Annotated in this window: 14 protein-coding genes; 8 read left to right on the top strand and 6 right to left on the bottom strand. The window is 72.2% G+C overall.

Annotated features, from left to right (window positions below):
• Entirely contained in the window at window positions 1-747 is a 747-nt protein-coding gene (locus QWJ13_RS29025; RefSeq protein WP_316528166.1) for a phosphotransferase family protein, read from the bottom strand.
• Between the two features lie 90 nt (window positions 748-837).
• On the opposite strand from QWJ13_RS29025, the gene QWJ13_RS29020 reads away from it, so the two are divergent.
• The 3 genes from QWJ13_RS29020 (at window position 838) to QWJ13_RS29010 (ending at window position 6,891) form a co-directional block, all read left to right on the top strand.
• Window positions 838-1,140, top strand: a complete 303-nt coding sequence (locus tag QWJ13_RS29020; protein WP_316528165.1) for a hypothetical protein — start codon at window positions 838-840, stop codon at window positions 1,138-1,140.
• 97 nt (window positions 1,141-1,237) lie between these two features.
• Window positions 1,238-6,241: a glycosyl hydrolase family 18 protein gene (locus tag QWJ13_RS29015; protein ID WP_316528164.1), complete on the top strand. Its 5,004-nt coding sequence runs from the start codon at window positions 1,238-1,240 to the stop codon at window positions 6,239-6,241.
• A 272-nt stretch (window positions 6,242-6,513) separates the two neighbouring features.
• Complete coding sequence (locus tag QWJ13_RS29010; RefSeq protein WP_316528163.1) at window positions 6,514-6,891, top strand: nuclear transport factor 2 family protein; 378 nt, start codon at window positions 6,514-6,516, stop codon at window positions 6,889-6,891.
• Between the two features lie 146 nt (window positions 6,892-7,037).
• Here the strand turns inward: QWJ13_RS29010 and QWJ13_RS29005 are convergent, their stop codons facing one another.
• A complete protein-coding gene (locus QWJ13_RS29005; protein WP_316528162.1) occupies window positions 7,038-7,331 on the bottom strand; it encodes a beta/gamma crystallin domain-containing protein in 294 nt (97 codons plus the stop codon).
• A gap of 246 nt (window positions 7,332-7,577) precedes the next feature.
• Here QWJ13_RS29005 and QWJ13_RS29000 point away from each other — a divergent pair, with 246 nt between their 5' ends.
• Window positions 7,578-8,195: a TOPRIM nucleotidyl transferase/hydrolase domain-containing protein gene (locus QWJ13_RS29000; RefSeq protein ID WP_316528161.1), complete on the top strand. Its 618-nt coding sequence runs from the start codon at window positions 7,578-7,580 to the stop codon at window positions 8,193-8,195.
• 4 nt (window positions 8,196-8,199) lie between these two features.
• Here the strand turns inward: QWJ13_RS29000 and guaD are convergent, their stop codons facing one another.
• Together guaD and QWJ13_RS28990 are read right to left on the bottom strand one after the other, a co-directional pair.
• A complete protein-coding gene (guaD, locus tag QWJ13_RS28995; RefSeq protein ID WP_316528160.1) occupies window positions 8,200-9,597 on the bottom strand; it encodes a guanine deaminase in 1,398 nt (465 codons plus the stop codon).
• A gap of 306 nt (window positions 9,598-9,903) precedes the next feature.
• A complete protein-coding gene (locus QWJ13_RS28990) occupies window positions 9,904-12,651 on the bottom strand; it encodes a DUF6493 family protein (protein ID WP_316528159.1) in 2,748 nt (915 codons plus the stop codon).
• A gap of 171 nt (window positions 12,652-12,822) precedes the next feature.
• Here QWJ13_RS28990 and QWJ13_RS28985 point away from each other — a divergent pair, with 171 nt between their 5' ends.
• Window positions 12,823-13,515, top strand: coding sequence for an SDR family oxidoreductase (locus tag QWJ13_RS28985; RefSeq protein ID WP_316528158.1), 693 nt, complete (start codon window positions 12,823-12,825; stop codon window positions 13,513-13,515).
• Between the two features lie 58 nt (window positions 13,516-13,573).
• Here QWJ13_RS28985 and QWJ13_RS28980 read toward each other — a convergent pair whose 3' ends face one another.
• The gene (locus tag QWJ13_RS28980) at window positions 13,574-14,212 is read right to left on the bottom strand and encodes a helix-turn-helix domain-containing protein (protein WP_316528157.1); all 639 of its coding nucleotides are present in this window, start codon (window positions 14,210-14,212) and stop codon (window positions 13,574-13,576) included.
• Between the two features lie 144 nt (window positions 14,213-14,356).
• Here QWJ13_RS28980 and QWJ13_RS28975 point away from each other — a divergent pair, with 144 nt between their 5' ends.
• Window positions 14,357-15,343 carry an alpha/beta fold hydrolase gene (locus QWJ13_RS28975; RefSeq protein ID WP_316528156.1) on the top strand — a complete coding sequence of 329 codons (987 nt, stop codon included), beginning with the start codon at window positions 14,357-14,359 and terminating at the stop codon, window positions 15,341-15,343.
• Window positions 15,344-15,550: 207 nt separating this feature from the next.
• On the opposite strand, the gene QWJ13_RS28970 is transcribed toward QWJ13_RS28975, so the two are convergent.
• Entirely contained in the window at window positions 15,551-16,750 is a 1,200-nt protein-coding gene (locus QWJ13_RS28970; protein WP_316528155.1) for an RNA-guided endonuclease InsQ/TnpB family protein, read from the bottom strand.
• 119 nt (window positions 16,751-16,869) lie between these two features.
• Here QWJ13_RS28970 and QWJ13_RS28965 point away from each other — a divergent pair, with 119 nt between their 5' ends.
• On the top strand, window positions 16,870-17,061 hold the full coding sequence (locus QWJ13_RS28965) for a hypothetical protein (RefSeq protein WP_316528154.1): 192 nt from the start codon (window positions 16,870-16,872) through the stop codon (window positions 17,059-17,061).
• Window positions 17,062-17,096: 35 nt separating this feature from the next.
• Complete coding sequence (locus QWJ13_RS28960; protein WP_316528153.1) at window positions 17,097-17,384, top strand: hypothetical protein; 288 nt, start codon at window positions 17,097-17,099, stop codon at window positions 17,382-17,384.
• The last annotated feature ends 15 nt before the right edge of the window (window positions 17,385-17,399 follow it).

Genomic DNA, 17,399 nt, shown 5'->3' with positions numbered 1-17,399 from the left:
TCACATCCGGGATCTCAGTACGTCGACCTCACAGCCCGGTGCGAAGGGGTCGAAGCCGTGCTCGCTCAACCAGCGGACCGCGAGCAGGCTTCGCAGCGACCACCACGCGTGGATCACGTCGAGGTCGATGTCGGTGCCGTAGCCGGCGATGACGTCGTCGAGGCGCCCCTCGTGTCCGAGCGTGAAGGTGGCGAGGTCGTACAGGGGATCGCCCCGGCCCGCCTCGGACCAGTCGATGATGCCCGTGACCTCGTCGCCGTCGACGAAGACGTGCGCGATCTGGAGGTCGCCGTGGGTGAACGCCGGAGTCCACGGCCGCAGGGCGGCCTCGGCGACCCGGCGGTTGCGGGTGACGAGGTCGGCGGGCAGGACGCCGTTCGCCACGAGCGACTCGCACTCGTCGTCGAGTTCCGCGGTCAGCGCGGCGACGCTCCGTCCGGCCCTGCCCGGCCGGGGCGGCAGTGGCGCGTCGTGCAGCGTCCGGATGGCGGCGCCCGCCGCGGCCCACGCCGCCGGCGAGCCGGTCGACGGTCCGCCGAGACGCCCGAGCGTCGTCCCCGGGACGGCGGCGATCGCGAGCACGGGCGGCTTGCGCCACAGGACCTCCGGGGTCGGGACCGGCGCCAGGGACATCGCCTCGACCTCGGCGTCGATGCGCGCCTGATCGGCGTCGACCTTCAGGAACACGTCGCCGACGCGCAGCGTCGCACGCTCGGAATGGGCGACGACGACTTCGACCTCATCCATGGCCGACCAGTATCCCGGGAACGCCCGCCGACGTCGCCGGGTTTTCGCCCGCTGTGGATCTTGGTGCCGTCAGGCACCAGGATGGTGCTCATGACCGGCGATCCCTTGCAGGTGTCCCTTGACCAGCTGCGCAGATCCTTCGATGTGCTGATCCGTCACATCGAAGGCACGACGAAGGACGGGACCGTCGCCCTGGACGAGGACTACTTCTGGTCGATCCCGTCCGACGAGCTGTACGACGTCACCAAGGAGCCGGCCACCCTGACGATCGGGCAGCTCTCCGAGTCCTGGCAGCACATGCAGGATCTGCTCGCCGACGAAGACCGTGCCCTCGGATACCACCTGGTGTGGCTCGCCGACGTCCTGCGGGCGATCGGCCAGGACCTCGTCTGATAGTCGCCCGACGGAGTAGGCCGACGGGGCGTTGATCGGGTGTCTACCGCTTTCGGTGATGCTGCTCCCTTCCAGGTTCGTCCACAGAAGGGATGGCATGAACACCACACGCGCACAGCGCCCAAGGCCCGCACCGATCGCGACGAGACTCCTCCCGGCGCTGCTGGTCCTCACCCTGCTCGCCGAACTGCTGGCCGTGGTGGCGGCGAAGCCCGCCAAGGCGGAGGTACGGGACTTCCGGCCGGCGACATGGAACATGCAGGCGGCCGGGGCGCGCTGGAGGGACGTCATACCGCGGCTACTGGAGACGGGCGACAACGTGTTGGCCCTTCAGGAGCATCCCGACACGGACCCCGGGGTGGGGGGCCGGGACGATCCCAACCAGCGCCCGGACGATTTCACGCCGCTCGGTCACAACTCGCTGGAGCTGGGAAGGGAGATCCTCCCCGGTGCCCCGCAGGGTGCCGATGACATCGCCGACCAGATCCTCACCCGGTTCCGCTGGGTCAACCCCCGAAACCACCAGACCTACTACGTCGCCCATACCGTCAACGACATGCAGAACCGCGCTCTGGCCTTCGTCACGGCGGAGGAGCCCGCGGCCTACCTCCTCCTGCAACCGGCGGGCAGTGAGCGTCCCGTCCTGGGGGTGCGGCTCGGTCAAACCTGGTTCTTCAACATCCACGCGAACAATGAGCAGGGCGGCGGCAACGACACCGGTCGGATCCTCCAGGCGGTGGCCACGGCACCGGCCGTGCAGGGCCGGAGCTGGGCGGTGATGGGGGACTTCAACACCCCGCCCGACACCACCATGCAGCAGGCCCGTGCGGCGATGGGCGGCGCGGCGGGCAACCTGCACGTGGTCCGCACGAACGAGGCGACCCACGTGCAGGGCCGCGAACTCGACTACATGGTCACCAACGACGAGGCCATGGTCCTGGCCGTCCGGCAGGAGGTCACCGGCTGGAGGACGGACAACGGCGGGCGGGACCACGACGCGGTGTTCTTCGCCCCCATGGCCGCGGGGGGCCAGCGCGGTCCGTTCCACTCGCTCCAGCACCGGGGCGACGGGCGGCTCGTCGTGCCGGTGTACGAGAACGAGACGTACTCGCGGTTCCGGGAGAATCCCGACGACGGGATGGCCATGTCGGGGATGTTCGTGGAGCTCTCACTGTTCCGCGAGTCGGACGGCCTGCTGTACACGGGCCTGATGGACCTCCACTCGAAGCTGTGTCTGTCCGCGACGGTCCCGGACGAGACCGGGCCCTCGGACCGTCCGGAACTCGTACAGACGCGCTGCGCGCAGGGGAAGCCGCCGAAGGAACAGCTCTGGCGGTTCGACGCCAACGGGACCCCGTGGAACGCCACGGACCGCGCCGTTTTCAGCGATCACAACAATCCCGTCCTCCACCTGGGACCGGAGGGCACCGAGCCGCCCGCCGACCAGTGGCGGCACTGCGCGTGGAAGCTCTACAACCGCGCGCCGGACGTGGTGGTGTTCAACGAGGTGTCCTGCAACGTGGACGGCCCGAGTCGAGAGACGCTGATCGCGCTGGAGTCGTCGTCCGGCATCGACGCCGCGGTCTCCCTGGACAGCCGCGGCTCCGGCCTGGCGAGCGTGGAACTCCAGAAGGGCAACCTCACCGCGACGTTGACCTTCGGCCCGGGCCGGCACCAGGAGGCCGAAGTCGGGGCCACGTCGCCCGTCTCGGGCCAGATCCCCACAAGGACGTCCGACGCCCTGACGACGCTGCCCAGCAGCGGGGGGACGGTCCTGGGCTTCACGCTCCCGTCGAGCTCCACCGGACGGCCGAGCTACTGGCGCTTCAAGTCCGCGGACGGCCTGCGCAAGGTGGAGCGGGTGGTGCAGCCGGGACCGGTCGAGGAAGCGTTCCTCCCCTTGGCCGGGCCGGAGTTCGCGGCGTTCCGCGCCAAGGTCGACGCGGTGCTCCCGGTCCCGGGCACCCGCGACGAGATGTACATGTTCAGCGGGGACAGCTACCTGCGCATGAAGGTCGCCATCGACGGGACGAAGGACCAGGTCGTCAACGGGCCGAAGCCCATCCGCGAGAACTTCGGCGAACTCGCCCGGAAGGCACCCGCGTTCACCGAGAACATCGACGCCGCGTTCAGCCTCCCGCGCGATCCGGGCACGGCCTACCTGTTCAAGGGCAACGCGTACGTGAAGCTCGCCCTGGACCCGGGCGGCACCGACGACCGCGTCCTCGAAGGACCGGAGCGGATCTGCGCCGGCTGGCAGGGGCTGTGCGGGACGGTCTTCGACGGTGAGGTGCCGACCAGCACCGCCGCCGCCGAGTTCTCCGTCCTGGCCTCCGACGGCGGGAACGCCCCGGCGGCCGCGGACGCCGGCTCTCCCGTCGACACCGCGCCGGACGACCGCGGCACCAAGCCCGCGTCCGGCGGGGACTGCCGCCCGGACGGCCTCACCCCGGTGGACGGCACCAGCCCGCGCTACTGCGACGTCTACGACGGATCGGGCCGGGAGTGGGTCGGCCAGGGCCGCAGCCGCCGGACGGTCGGCTACTTCACCGGCTGGCGCACCGGGGCCGACGGCTCCGCGCCCTACCTGGTGAACAACATCCCCTGGTCCAGGGTCAGCCACGTCAACTACGCGTTCGCGCACGTCGAGAACGACCGGATCTCCGTCGGCGACACCGCCGACCCGAGGAACCCTGCCACCGGGATGACCTGGCCCGGCGTGGCCGGGGCCGAGACGGACCCGTCCCTGCCCTACCAGGGCCACTTCAACCTCCTCACCCGCTACAAGCGGCAGCACCCGGCGGTCAAGACCCTGATCTCGGTCGGCGGCTGGGCGGAGTCCTCCGGCTTCTACGCCCTGACGACCCGCGCCGACGGCACGGTGAACCAGCCCGCCATCGACACCTTCGCCGCGTCCGTGGCGGAGTTCCTCGACCAGTACGGCTTCGACGGCGCGGACATCGACTACGAGTACCCCACCGCGCTCCCGCAGGCCGGCAACCCCCACGACTGGCCGGTCGCCGACGCCCGCCGCAAGGGGCTCGGCGCCGGGTACGAGGCGCTGATGAAGGCCCTGCGCGGCGCCCTCGACCGGGCCGGCGCCGCCAAGGGCCGCTACTACCTGCTCACCTCCGCGGTCTCCGGCTCCGGCTACCTCGTCCGCGGCCAGGAGGCCCAGTCCGCGCTGAAGTACCAGGACTTCGTCAACGTCATGACCTACGACCTGCACGGCTCCTGGAACGACTTCGTCGGCCCGCAGGCCCCCCTCTACGACGACGGACGGGACGCCGAACTCGCGGCCGCCGGCATCTACGACGACCAGGACCCCAACACCAAGGACTTCCAGAAGCACGGCTACTTCAACACCGACTGGGCCTACCACTACTACCGCGGCGCACTGCCCCCGTCCCGGATCAACCTCGGCATCCCCTACTACACCCGCGGCTGGCAGGACGTCACCGGCGGCACCGACGGGCTGTGGGGCCACGCCACGATGGCCGACCAGCAGGCCTGCCCGCCGGGCACCGGCGGCAAGGGCAACGGCGGCCAGGGCACCGGCGCGAGCGCACCCTGCGGCGAGGGGGCCATCGGCATCGACAACCTCTGGCACGACACCGACAACGGCCGCGAGGTGCCGGCCGGCTCCAACCCGCTGTGGCACGTGAAGAACCTCCAGGACGGCCGCACCCCCGGGTACCTCTCCGGGTACGGACTCGACACCACCCGGGCGTCCGTCCAGCTGCGCGGCACCTACCAGGAGAAGTACGGCGACGCGCTGGAGTCCTCCTGGCTGTGGAACCCCGACAAGAAGGTCTTCCTCTCCACCGAGAACGACCGCTCCATCCGGGCCAAGGCGCGGTACATCGGCGACCAGGGCATCGGCGGCGCCATGATCTGGGAACTCGCCGGGGACTACGCCAAGCGCCCCTCCGGCGAGTGGGGCATGGGATACGACCTCACCACCACCCTGGACACGGCGCTACGCCAGGCCGGCCCCGCCAAGGCCGAACGCGCCGACGCCGCACTGCCGCAGCAGGTCCTCGACGTGACCGCCGAACTCGTCGACTACCCCACGGACGTCAAGGACATGTGGCCGATCCAGCCGAAGCTGCGGATCACCAACAACACCGCCGCCACGCTGCCCGCGGGCACCCGGATCTCCTTCGACATCCCCACGTCGACGACGCCCCTGCTCAAGGACGAGGCCTGGAAGGAGCTGACCGACGCCGTCCAGCCGGGCCGCACCGGCCCCAACACCGGCGGACTGAAGGCCGACTTCCACCGCGTCACCCTCACCCTCGGCACCTGTGAGGAGCTCCCACCGGGCAAGGCACGCGACATCGGCATCAAGTACTACCTGCCGATCACCGGCCCGGCGAACTTCACCATCGGGCTCAACGGGACGGAGTACGGCCTGGCCCAGGACCACCGCCGCGGCACCACGGCCGCCGCGGCCCCGCAGGGCGACGGCGCCCGCTGCCAGGCCGACGCCTGGGACCCCGGGCGCACCTACAACCCGGCGTGGGCCCCGTTCACCCTGTGGCAGACCGGGGACACGTACAAGGTCGAGGACGTCAACAGCGGCAACCTCCTCGACCACCCCGGCGGCTGGGACACCGCACACCTGGTCGAGAAGCAGGACGGCAACGCCAACCAGCTGTGGACCGTCGCCGCGGAGTGGCCCGACTTCCCGGGCTGGTACCGGATCAAGAGCACCACCGGCGGCCACGAGCAGTGCCTCGACGCCCGTGCCCCCCAGGCCGCCCTGGGCGTGCGCGACTGCGACATGTCCCCGGGCCAGTGGTGGCACCTGCGCGACGACAAGGGCGACCTCGTCACCTCGATCACCCACGGCGCCTCGTACGGCCTGGAGTCCTTCGCCCCCGGCAGCGACTACGGCAAGCCGGACTACGTCGCCGAGCCCCGCAACAGCGGCACCGCACCCGGCACCCCGATCGTCGCGGGCGATCCCGGCGGCAGCACGCGCACGATCGTCTCGTACGGCGGCTACTACTGGAGGGCCAAGTACTGGACCAAGGGTGACACCCCGAACGCGTCCGACCCGAAGAACCCGTGGACCCGCCTGGGCCCCACGGCCTGAACCGTTGACCGCCGAGCCCCGGTCCGTCCGCACCGGACCGGACCGGGGCTCCGACGGTTCGCCGCACCTCGGCGGGCGCCCGCCCCGGCCGGCGGCGGTACGGCGGGACAGCCGCACCCGCCTCGCCCCGCTGCGGCCCTCGCGCTGAAGGCCGTCGCCGGCGACGGCCGAGGAGGCCCACGGTGGCTGGTGCTGTGACCGGGAAGGTCCATCGTGACCGGAAGGCGGCTCGTGGGGGCGAGCGCACGCGAGACGGCTGGTATTACTGGGTCATGCAGGAAGAGACCGCACGCTCCGCGATCGACACGTTCATCTCCGCGTTCAACGCCTCGGACGACACCTATGTGACTGCCCTGCTCCCGCGGGCCCTGACCTCAGACGTGGTCTTCTGGGGGCCGTTGGGCCGCAGCGAAGGAATCGAGGCGGTCGAACGGTTCGTGCTGGACATCCGACGCCACCCGGCGGGGACCGGCACGATGGTGCGCTGCTCAGCGGTGGACATGCCTGGCGAATGGGCCCGGTACCAGTGGGTCTTCACCACGCCTGACGGAGGCCCCCGCCTGGCGGGAACGGATGTCGTCCATCTGCGACGGGGCCTCATCGACCAGATCATCGTCTTCGCGGGGGAGATCGAGCCGTTCGTCCCCTGAGTCGTCCTTGGACTCCCGTCGGTCGACGCGAAAAGCGGGCTTCGTCGCCGCGTGCGCGAGATGCTCACGCCGGATGTCCCCTGGAACAGCGGTTCACGGCCCTCCGGCGGGAGCGCGGAGGGCCGTCACGTGCGTGTCCGCGGCGGTCAGAGGATTTCGATGTCCTTGACCTGCGACGGGCGGTTCGGGTCCGTGATGTCGGTCCAGCGCGGGATCTTGACCGAGTCACCGTTGACGTCGTAGTAGATCAGGTCGTTGTTCCCGGTGGAGATCCGGTCGACCCACCAGCTGCCGAAGGAGGTCCGGCCGCCGTTCGCTGGTGGGGCTGGTAGGGCTGACGAGAAGGGATCGCCCCGTACGGGCCCGGGGTGACGGGCCGGCCGGTGAATGGCGTGGAACCGGCCGCGCCCCCGCGGCGGGGGAGGCACCCGGCCGCGCACGACCTCTCCTGCGCGCTGCCGCCCGAGCCGCCGTCAGTGACGGATCGTAGGGTCAGGGGGTGACCACCACCGACGAAACCTGGTGGCGCCGTCGGCCGACCCTCGGCGCGCTGACCGCCTGGGGTACGACACCACCGGCGCCTCACCCGCCCCGGCGACGACCTGTCCTTCTCGACGACCTGTCCTTCTGAGGGGCTGCGGAAAGTCCGTGGCCCGGCCCACCCCCGCAGGGGCAGAATCGGCGCCATGGCGGACATGTGGGCGTTCCGGGAGGCGGTCATAAGGTGGGCGGCGGGAGAGGACGGCGCGGCCGCGGGTGAGTTGGCCGGGCGGGTGGGGGTACGGACGGCGGTGCTGCTGGAGGGGCCGAGCGATCTCGCGGCCGTCGAGGCGCTGGCCGCGCGCCATGGGCGGGACCTGGCCGCCGAGGGGGTGTGCGTCGTGCCGATGGGCGGGGCGATGAGTGTCGGACGGTTCGCCGGGCTGCTCGGGCCGTCGGGGTTGGGGCTGCGCCTGGCGGGGCTGTGCGACGAGAACGAGCGGGGCTTCTACGAGCGCGGTCTCGAACGGGCCGGCGAGCCGCTCGACGGGGTCTTCGTGTGCACGGCGGACCTGGAGGACGAGCTGATCCGGGCGCTGGGCGTGCCGCGGATCGAGGACATCCTCCGGGCCGAGGGCGACCTCCCCGCTTGGCAGACCTTCGTGCGCCAGCCCGCCCAGCGGGACCGGACGGCGCAGCAGCGGATGCGGCGCTTCCTCGGCACCAAGTCGGGACGCAAGATCCACTACGGCCGTCTGTTGACCGAGGCCCTCGGCCCGGAACAGGTCCCGGCGCCGCTGCGGAACCTGTTCCTGCACCTGTGACAGATCACGCTTCGCGGCGCGTCCACCGGTGCCGCAGGACGGGTTCGCCGAGGACGTAGGTCTGCTTGACGGCGCGGTCGTCGCCGAGGGTGGCCAGGACGAAGAGGCGTTCGTGGAAGTCCCGGGCCACCTCGGTGCGGCGCTTGAGGAGCGGGGTGGCGGCCCAGTCGAGGACGACGAAGTCCGCCTCGCGACCGTGCCGGAAGCTGCCGATGTGCTCGTCGAGGTGGAGCGCGCGGGCGCCGCCGAGCGTGGCCAGGTAGAAGGCGCGCAGGCCGGTGAGGGTCTTGCGGTGCTTCTCCTCGACGGCGTGGGGATAGGTGTTGGCCATCGCGACGACCTTGTAGGCCTCGTTCATGGTCTGGAGCATCGAGTAGCTGGTGCCCCCGCCCACATCGGTGCCGAGCCCCACCCTGGCCCTGGCGCGGGCGGCGCCGTCCAGGTCGAACAGGCCGCTGCCGAGGAAGAGGTTCGAGGTGGGGTTGAACGCGGCGCCGGCGCCCGCGTCGGCGAGCAGCGCGCGGTCCTCGTCGTCGATCCACACGGAGTGGCCCCACATGCTGCGGGGGCCCACCAGGCCGCACTTGTCGTAGACGTCGAGGTAGGAGCGCGGGTCCAGGGAGTCGCGGAACTTCTCCATCACCGCCCGCACCTCGTCGCGGTTCTCGGCGAGGTGGGACTGCACCCACAGCGGCCGGTCGGTGTGCCGGGACTCCTGGTAGAGGCGGCCGGCCATCCGCAGCGCCTTGAGCGTCGAGGTCAGGGCGAACCTCGGGGAGACGGCGTAGCGCAGCCGCCCGGTGTGGTGCCAGCGGTCGATGAGCCTGCGGCACTCCTCCTCGGCCTGTTCGACGGGCCCGTCGAGGTACTCCTTCGGCACCGTGCCGCCGTTGTCGTCGTCCATCAGCAGCTTGCCGGAGACCATGCGCAGCCTTCGCAGGTGCGCCTCGGCGAAGAAGGCGTCGGTGGCGTGCGGATGGATGGTGGTGTAGACGCAGGCGCTGGTGGTGCCGCACTCCAGGAGCCGGTCGAAGAAGAACGAGGTGGCGGCCCTGGCGTAGTCCGGGTCGGCGAAGCGCATCTCCGACGGGTACATGTAGTCCCGCAGCCACGGCAGGAGCTGTCCGCCGGGGCTGGCGATGGAGTCGACCTGCCCGGAGTGGATGTGCGGGTCGACGAAGCCCGGCACGATCAGGTGGCCGCGGTGGTCGACCACCCGCCCGTGGTCGACGAACTCGCGCGGGCACTCGTGGTGGTGCCCGGCCCAGAGCACCACGCCGTCCCGCACCACCAGCGCCCCCGGGTCGTACAGGTGGTACGCCTTCGGATCGTCGTGGCCCTCGTGGCACGGCACCCACGGGTCGTCCGTGAAGTGCAGGACCGTGCCCAGGAACACCGTCACCCGTCGGCCGTGACCGTGACCGTGGCCGTGGTCCTTACCCGGGCACCTGCCGTCGTCCGCCGTGGAGTCCACTGCGGAGTCCGCCGCGGACTCCCTCGACTCACCGGGGCACTCGGTCCGCTCGTCGCTACGCATGCCCGTCTTTCTAGGACGGCCGGGCGGCGCGCCTCGGGCACGCCATGGGGAATGCGCGGAAATGCCATCCCAACGGTTCACGCGGCAGAGCCGTGAGCAGAGCCGTCGGTGTCCGGGGCGTCGGTGTCCGGGGCGTCGGTGTCCGGGGCGTCGGTGTCCGGGGCGTCGCGGTCAGGGTGTCAGGAGTCGGGCCAGGCGGGCCGCTTCGGTGCGGACGCGGGTGGGGGCGGGCGGGGTGGTCAGGGTGTCGAGGGCGGGCAGGGGGGTGTGGATGCCTTCGGCGGCCGCGCAGTCGGCGGCGAGGGCGAGGGTGTCGGCCAGGCCGCGGCGACCGGGCTCCGAAACGAGAGCAGTGATCACAGTTGCGAGCACTGCCCACACCTCCCGGCCCGCGCCGCTGCGGGCGGCGTCGGCGAGGACGGGCAGGAAGCGGTTCGGCTTGGCCGCGGTCAGACGCCAGAGCGCGGTGAGCCAGTCGCCGAGCACCTCCGGACGCAGGCGGCCGCGGGCGGCCAGGGCCAGCAGGGCGTCCAGGGCGGCGGTGCGGTGGTCGGCCCGGACCGCGGTCAGCCCGTACGCGAGGGCCAGGTGGCCGACGGTGCCGAACTCGCCGGGGGACTGCGCGAGTCCGGGCAGCAGGGGGTTGGCCGCCCGGAAGCCGGACGCCGAGCCCGCCTGGGACACCACCGCCGGGAGGCCGTGGGCGGCCACGGTCTCCGGGTGCCAGGGCGCCAGCCAGGACAGCTGGACGACCTCGGCGAACGACGTCAGCAGCATGCCCGTGAAGTGGCCGGTCTCGGTGGGATCCGGCAGGAAGTGGAGCAGCCCGGTGATGCCCTCGGGCACGCGCGCGGCGGTGGCGGCGAGCGGGACGATGCGCGGAAGCGTGGCCGGGACCCAGCCGTAGCGGGACAACTGCTCGGGCTGGTCCGCGGTCTGGGTGTGGAAGCCGTCGGGTGCGGGCAGCGGCGTGTCGGCGGGCAGGTCCCAGCCGAAAGCGGCGGCGGTGGCGCGGACGGCCGGCACGGCGCCCGGGTCCGTCCGCAGCAGTGCCTGGGCCAGGTCGGCGGGCCAGGGACGGGCTCCGACGGCGCGGTACGCGGCGAGCCGTTCGACGAGCACGGCCGGATCGATCGTGCCGTCGCCGGCGGTTGGGGTGGCGAGCAGCAGCGGCACGGGCGCGTCGGCGACGTGGTGCGCGGCCTCGTGGACGCGCACCACGGGGATCACGGCGGGGCTGCGGATCTGGGCGTGCGGGTCGAGCAGGTGGGCCCCGTACCCGCCGGATTCGTGCGGCCGGCCGGTCAGGGCGTCGAGCAGGCAGCCGAGTGCTCCGTCGATGCTGCGGGCTTCGACGAAGTGGACCTTGTGCTCGACGCGGCGTGCGGCGAGCGGGGCGAGGGCGCTGCGCAGGGCGGCGGCGTCGCGGTGGTGCTCCGCGACGAGGGCGGCCAGCACGGTCTCGAACTCGCCGGGGTCGGGTATCCGGTCGGCCATCAGGGCGCCGAACCGCTCCGCGAGGTCGAGCGGCCCGGCGGGTGCGGCGGGCAGCGCGGCGGGTGCGGCGGGCAGCGCGGCGGCGGCCTGAGCCGTAGCCGTCGCCAGGTCCGGTAGGGCGAGCAGCCGCCGGGCCTCGGGCCGGAGCGCGGGGCCGAGACCGCCGGCCGCGGCGCGCACCGTCTCGGCGGTGGCCGGGGCGGCGTCGGGCAGGTGACGGGCGACCAGGCCCAGGGCGCGTTCCCGGACGGCGGGCGCCGGATGGATGAAGGCGGCGGCGAGGGCGGGCAGCAGGTCGTCGGCCGCCGCCCCGCCCCGGCGCAGCACGGCGTCGGCCCAGGTCAGCTGGGTGGTGGCGAGCGCCTTCTCCGAGCGGGCCAGGACCCCCGCCGTGAGTTCGCCGAACAGGTCGGCCGGCAGCCGCCCGTCCACCGAGCGCAGCGCCGTCTGCGCGGCCTTGGCGGCGCCCGGCGCCCCCTCGGCGGCCAGCCGGACGAGGTCGTGGGCGCGGGCGAGGAGCTCCTCGGTGTCGGGTGCCAGCGCCGCGTACAGCCGGAGGAAGCCGCGCAGGTTGCCGGGACGGTCGCCGCGCAGCAGCCGGCCCAGGCACCGGTCGATCAGCTCGGCGCGGTCGAGCACGCCCTCGGCGGCCAGGGCGGTGAGCGCCGTGGGCCACGCGTGGTCGGGCCCGTCGGCGGCGGCGTACGGGTCGGCGAACGCGGTGCCGACGTCCGGGACGTCGAAGAGCCGGCGGACGAACTCGGCCGTCCGGGGCTGGTCGCGCAGCCAGGAGAGCAGGGTGTCGTGGTGCGGCACCGGCTCGCGCAGGCCCTGGTCCGCGAACCACCCGCCGATCTCGCGGTGGTACGGGTAGCGCGTCATGCCGCCCTCGTGCACCCAGCCGGTCAGGTAGCCGTCGGTGGCGGGCAGGTCGGCGCCGGACCAGACGGCGAGGCCGTGGGCGAGGAACCAGCGGGCGTGGTCCCCCCGGGCAGGCAGCCACTCGGCGAGCCGGACCGCGAGTTCGCGGTGGTACGCCGCGTCGCGGTCCTGCCGGATCAAGGCAAGCAGGACGGTGTGGAAGTCGGGGTTGTCGCCCCCGCCGCCGGCTCGCAACCAGCTCTCGGTGAGCAGGCGGCGGGCCGTCAGCCAGCCGTGGGCCTCGGCCGGGGTGGCGGCGCTGAGGATTCCGGCGAAGTGCAGGGGGGCGAGCTGGTCGTAGGCGGTGCGGTAGCGCTGGTTGTCCCGCGAGGAGAGCTCGCGGGACAGCTCGGTGCGGAGCCCCCGCAACGGGGCGCGCAGGTGGCGCAGCTCGGCGACGGGAAGAGGGGAGAGCCGGTCGATCACGCCCTGCGGGACCCGGGCGGCGATGAGCGCCCGCACCTCGTCCCAGCTGATCGTCTCGCTCGTGCGGTCGGTCACGGCGCCCCTCCTCCTCGGCTGATGACCACGAACGTAGCGCGACCCACTGACAATCCACCCGGGCACCCGTGGCACGATCGGGTACGGTGCGACATCCCTGACCACACCTCACCCCGCGTATAGTGCAGGCGTTTTGGGAACTGACGACCACGTCGCCGAGGAGGCCGCTCCATGGAGCCCGTCACGCTGATCACTGGTGGATCGACCGGAATCGGCGCCGCCACCGCCCGCACCCTCCTCAAGCAAGGCCACCGTGTGGCGGTCACCGGACGTGACGCGGGCAAGCTGTCCGCCTTCGCCGCTTCGGCCGGAGCGGGTGAGCGGCTGCTGACGATCACCGGCGACACCGCCGAGGCGGAGGATGTCGCCGCCGCCGTGCGCCGCGTGGTTCAGGCGTGGGGCCGACTGGACAACGTCATTGCCAACGCCGGTTTCTCGCTGCCCGGCAACCTGGAGAGCCACGCCCCCGAGGACATGCGCGCCATGGTCCTCACCAACGTTCTGGGCCCGGCCCTGCTGGTGCGCGAGACCTTGCCGCAGTTGAGGGCGTCCAAGGGCCGGATCGTGTTCATCGGCTCCGTCGCCGGGGTGCGCAACACGCCCGGCAATCTGTACTCGGTCACCAAGTGGGCCGCGCACGCGCTGGCCGAGAACACCCGGCTGCTGGTCAGCAAGGACCGGGTCGGCGTGACCGTCATCGCCCCCGGAGTGGTGGACACCGCGTTCTGGGCCGAGCGCGGCGGCACCCCTGAGGAGGCGATGACCCCCGAGCAGATCGCGGACACGATCGCCTTCGTGCTCAACCAGCCCGCGGGCGTGGACATCAACCAGATCACCATGCGGCCGACCGGACAGCTCGGCTGACGTGGTGGACGGGACCGGACGAAGCAGCGTGGTCGTCACCGACGAGGCACCCGACCTGTCACGACTGCTCGTTCGGCAGCCTTCTGTCACCGGTCCCTCGGTCGGCGGCTGGAGGGGTGCGCGGTCGTAGACGTTCTCCTTGGGGCCCGAACATGATCAGATACTCGACCGGTCCGGCGGACCCGGCGTTCGCGACTCCATGGGGGACGCGGGTGTCGAACTCGACGGTGTCCCCGGCGGTCAGGACGAGGTCCTGGTTGCCGAGTGCGAGCCACAACCGCCCGTACAGGACGCACAGCCACTCGTAGCCCTCGTGGGACACCTGTCGGGGCCGCCCGGGCGGCTCCGCGACGGCGGGCAGGACGTGCTTGTGGGCGTGCAGGCCGCCCACGTACCGGGTCAGCGGCAACACCGCCTTGTCGTCGCCGAAGCCGTGCGGCGCCGTGCTGCGGGGCTCGGCCGCTGGGGCGGGTGCGGTGCCGGCCAACTCGTCCAGGGCGACTCCGTATTCCTTCGCCAGCCGCAGCACCACCTCCAGGGTGGGCTTGCGCCGGCCGGTCTCGATCCGCGACAGCGTACTGGGCGAGATGCCGGTCGCGCGGCTGACCTCGGCGAGGGTGACGCCACGGCGCTCGCGCACGATCCGCAGCCGCCGCCCCATCGCCGCCGGCGTCCGGGCCACGTCGTCATCCGCCACCGTCCGCGCTCCTTCCCGCCGTGCCGCTTCACCGCCCTGTCCTGCGATCTTGCCAGAACGGCAACGCCGATCGCGCCGAGTGGCCGCGGCGCCGCATGATCGACGGGTTCCCACCGGCCGCCCGCGAACCGAGGAGAAGTCCCCATGCGATCCGAGCCGACCGCCGCACCGCGCCACCGCACCGTCGATGCCCCCGCCGGGCGCCTGCACCTGGTCGAGCAGGGCACCGGCCCGATGGTCCTGCTCGTGCACGGCTTCCCCGAGTCCTGGTACTCCTGGCGCCACCAGCTCCCGGCCCTCGCCGCGGCCGGGTACCGGGCAGTGGCGATCGACGTGCGCGGCTACGGCCGCTCCTCCAGGCCCGCCGCGACCGACGCCTACCGCATGCTCGACCTGGTGGCGGACAACGTCGCCGTCGTGCACGCCCTCGGCGAGGAGAACGCGGTGATCGTCGGCCACGACTGGGGCTCCAACATCGCCGCCGCCTCCGCGCTGCTCCACCCGGAAGTCTTCCGCGCGGTCGGCTTGCTGAGCGTCCCGTACGCGCCGCCCGGCGGCCCCCGCCCCACCGACGTCTTCGACCGGATCGGCGGCCCCGAGCAGGAGTTCTACGTCTCCTACTTCCAGGAGCCCGGCCGCGCCGAGGCCGAGATCGAGCCCGACGTCCGGAGCTGGCTCGCGGGCTTCTACGCGGCCCTGTCCGCCGACACCATGCCCGCCGAGGGCGAGCCCGACCCGCACTTCGTCACCCCGGGCCACCGGCTGTGCGACCGTTTCCCCGCCGGCCCGCTCCCGGCCTGGCTGAGCGAGGAGGACCTCGACGTCTACGCCGGGGAGTTCGAGCGCACCGGCCTGACCGGCGCCCTCAACCGCTACCGCAGCATGGACCGCGACTGGGAAGACCTCGCCCCGCACCGCGGAGCCCCGATCAAGCAGCCGTCCCTGTTCATCGGCGGCACCCTGGACGCCTCCACCACCTGGATGTCCGACGCCATCGACGCCTACCCCACCACCCTGCCCCGCCTGTCGGCCTCCCATCTCCTGGAAGGCTGCGGCCACTGGATCCAGCAGGAACGCCCCGAGGAGGTCAACAGCCTGCTGACCGACTGGCTCGCCACGGTTCAGAGCTGATCGTACGATCGGTCACGGCCCCCTCCGCCTCGGCTGCCGACCGCGACGCCGGCGTGACCCACCGACGCTCCGGCCCGGTCACCCGTTCGAGGGCCCAGGCGCGATCGGTAGCCGGTCACGGCATCGTCAGCACGGCTTCCTGCCCCCGTACCAGATGCACGCAGGCAACAACGTGACTCCTCCCCCGCTTGAACCGGGGGCTTCTCGCTAACCCGTTCGGGCGTCGCGACGGACCAGCCCGGCCCGTAGAACGTTGACGGCTCCCACCGTGTCGGCGTGGGCCTCGTGGCCGCAGGCGACACAGTGGAAGGCCTCCTGAGTGAGCCGGTTCTCCTTGGCGACATGTCCACAACGGGGGCATGTGCGAGAGGTGTTGCGAGGGTCCACGACGATGACTTCCCGTCCGGCGCTTTCAGCCTTGGCGTGCAGGATCGTCAGGAACACCCCCCACCCGGCATCCGATACCGAACGGTTGAGCCCGGCCTTCGCAGCAGCGCCGTTCGGGAGGAACGCACCGAGCCTGTCAGGGTCGGGCCGGGGAGCGGGGGCGCGCAGCATGTTGCGGATGGTCAGGTTCTCGTGGGCGATGACGTCGTGCGCTCGGACCAGGTCAAGGGCGGTCTTGTGGGCGTGGTCGAGTCGTTGACGGCGGACCTTGCGGTGAAGGTCGGCCACACGTCGGACGGCCTTGCGGCGGCGGTTGCTGCCTCGCTTGCACCGGCTGAGAGCCTGCTGCGTGGCTTTCACCTTGGCGGCGGCCTTCCGGCCGTGGCGCGGGTTGGGCACGAACTGGCCGTTGGAGTCTGCGAGGAAGTTGGCTACGCCCAGGTCGATGCCCGCCATGCTGCCGGTCTTCGGCAGCGGTTCGGGTGTGGCCTGCTCGACGGTCAGCACGACGAACCACTTGCGGCCCTCGCGTTTCACCGCAATCGTCTTGACCTTGCCAATCACCGGTCGGTGCCGGTTGACCTTGACGTGCCCCACACTCTGGAACCGGACGCGGGTCACGGGGGCGTGTGGGGTGGAGTCCCAGCGGCAGCCGTCGCCGTCCTTGGGGAAGTCCACCGTGTTGAACCGACCCACTCCCCGAAACCGTGGGTAGCCAGGTGTCTCACCGGACTTGACCCGCCGAAAGAAGCCCGCGAACGCCTTGTCCAGCCGGCGAAGCGTCGCCTGCTGCGAGGAGAACGACCAGCGGCCCTGACACTCCGGGTCGAACGCCCGAATCTCCTGGAGCTGCGCGGACTGCTGTCCGTACCTGATGCTCGTCTTCGACGGATGCCGGTAGGCGTCTCTGCGCTCCTGCAACGCCCCGTTGTACAGGGCGCAGTGATCCCGCAGCATCTCGGTCAGCGCCTGCGCCTGACCCACGGTGGGCCGAATCAAGAACTTGTACGCACGGATCATCCGGCCCACCTCCTCCCGGCATCGGCAAATCAACATGCCACACACCACTGACAACGGGCAGGACAGGCACCGACGCGACCCTCAGCACCGCACGCCTACGGAATCCGGCCGTCGGCGGCATGCCCCGGCGGCCCTCGCCCACCGACCGGGCCTTCCTCAACCGGGTCCGCCGGCACACCACCGCCGTGGTGCGCCGCCGCGACATGGTGGTGCAGAACTCCACCCGACGGATCCGCGCGTACGGGGTGCTGGGCACCGCGCGCTGGTACCTGGAGCGCGGAGCCGGGCCCCGGCCCGTCGACGTCCGCTGAACCGTTCATCCCTGCGCCCCGAAAGCAGCCCCGCCGTGCCCACCGCCTCGCCCACGCCCTGCGCACCGACCACCCCGAACGGCCCGCAGTCCTGCGCCACACCCGCCCGGGCACCGTCCGGCCCCTCATCAGCCGCGGCGACCTCGCCGACCTCGCCGACGACCACCGCGCCGCCCTGCACGCCCGAGGCCCGCACCCACCGCGTCCCCGGCCTCACCCCCTACACCGTCGACCTCCTCGCCCGCAGCGTCGTCCTCGATCTCTCCAGGGCCCGCGCCCAGGGCTGGCACCCCGCCCACGGCCTCGCCGACTATCGGGCCTGACGCGTGACGATCCCC

It is taken from the genome of Kitasatospora brasiliensis (assembly GCF_032654805.1).
Lineage (GTDB): Bacteria > Actinomycetota > Actinomycetes > Streptomycetales > Streptomycetaceae > Kitasatospora > Kitasatospora brasiliensis.
This window is presented reverse-complemented; position numbering and strand designations above follow the sequence as displayed.